General features: G+C 55.5%; 2 protein-coding genes. One reads left to right on the forward strand and one right to left on the reverse strand.

Annotated features, from left to right (window positions below; translation table 11 throughout):
• The first annotated feature begins 24 nt into the window (after positions 1-24).
• A complete protein-coding gene (locus tag ACTHUM_RS13390) occupies positions 25-360 on the forward strand; it encodes a hypothetical protein (protein ID WP_070460500.1) in 336 nt (111 codons plus the stop codon).
• A gap of 243 nt (positions 361-603) precedes the next feature.
• On the opposite strand, the gene ACTHUM_RS13395 is transcribed toward ACTHUM_RS13390, so the two are convergent.
• Positions 604-1,622, reverse strand: a 1,019-nt coding sequence (locus ACTHUM_RS13395) for a helix-hairpin-helix domain-containing protein (protein WP_440403098.1), incomplete at its 5' end; no start/stop codon positions are given.

Consider the following 1,622-nt stretch of genomic DNA (forward strand, 5'->3'; position numbering starts at 1 on the left):
TCACTGAACATTAGGAGAGAAAAAATGACCTGCAAAACCCACGAACATCATGACCACGTTCACGGCGCAAACTGCGGCCACACTGCCATCCAACACGAAGGCCACGTCGATTATCTGCACGACGGCCACCTGCACCATGAGCACAACGGCCACTACGACGAGCATGCTCTGAGTGTCAATAAAACCAACCCTGACGGCTGCCATCCGGTTGACACCTGCCACGGCCACATTCACGGCGAAGGTTGCGGCCACGAAGCTGTACCGCACGGCGATCACGTCGACTACATCGTCAACGGCCGTCTGCATCACCAACACGGCGATCACTGCGACGACCACGGCCCGGTTGAAATCGTTAAATAAAACTGTTTTTCAGACGGCCTTTGATATGGGGCTTCTATAGAAAAAGGGGGTGTATTTTCCCCCCCCCCTTTTTTTGTGGGCTATCTTTTCCTATTAGCCAAAGTCTCTTGCAATAAACTTTTCAGATAATCTCTCTATACAATAAGGTCGTCTGAAAGCCTCAATCCGTATTTGATTTATGTTTTTAAAGCGCTTTTTAAATTAAAGGCCGTCTGAACGTGTAGTTTCAGACGGCCTTTAGTCTTACCAATTCACACGAACTGCCCTGCTGCCGAGCAATGTTTCCAGTTCGTCAAACAAGGCGGTGCTTGGCGTTACAATCCATTTGGGCGCAATTTTCAATTTACCCGATGCTTTGCCGTTGCTGTACGATAGTTGCAGCGGGATGTGCGACGTGTCGGGCAGGCGGTGTGTAGTGAGGATGGCGGCGAGGCGCGTGATGTCGTGGCCGGGGGCGAGGGCGAGGCTGAGGCTGCGGGCGTAGCGTTCGCGCGCCATTTGCAGGGTCATGACTTGGTTTGCCATGATGCGCAGTCCGTCGCCGCCGCCGTAGTCGTCGCGGCTGACTTTGGATTCGATAATCAGCACTTGGTCGGATTTGAGGTAGTCTGCGCAGTTTTCCAGCGTGTGGCCGCTGACCATGATTTCAATCTGTCCGCTCAAATCTTCGAGGCTGACGAAGGCGATTTTGCCGCGTTTGCCCATCATGGTGCGCACGGCGGTAACGAACCCGGCGAGGCGCACGCTGTCTTGCGGTTTCAGACGGCCTAATTTGGTCGGGGCGATTTGGCGGACTTCTTGGGCATAAGGGCCGAACGGGTGGCCGGAGAGGTAGAAGCCGATGACGGTTTTTTCTTCGGCGAGTTTTTCCGATTCGCTCCACATGGGGGCATCGACGAGCTGCACCGGTTCGATGGCGTCTTCCATCATGTCGAAAAGCCCGCCCTGATTGGCGTTGGCGGCTTTTTGGTCGGCGTTGTTCATGGCAAGGTCGATGTTCGCCAAGAGCATGGCGCGGTTGGGTTCGATGCTGTCGAACGCGCCGCCGCGTATCAGGGCTTCGAGGGTGCGGCGGTTCATGTGTTCTTTGCCGACGCGCTCGCAGAAGTTCAAGAGGCCGGTAAACTTGCCGCCGCTTTGCCGCGCGGCGATGATGGATTCGACGGCGGCTTCGCCCGTGCCTTTAATCGCGCCGAGTGCGTAGCGGATTTTCATGTTCGGATACGGCGTGAAGCGGTAGTCGGATTCGTTGATGTCGGGCG

The organism is Neisseria sp. P0021.S006 (genome assembly GCF_051956895.1).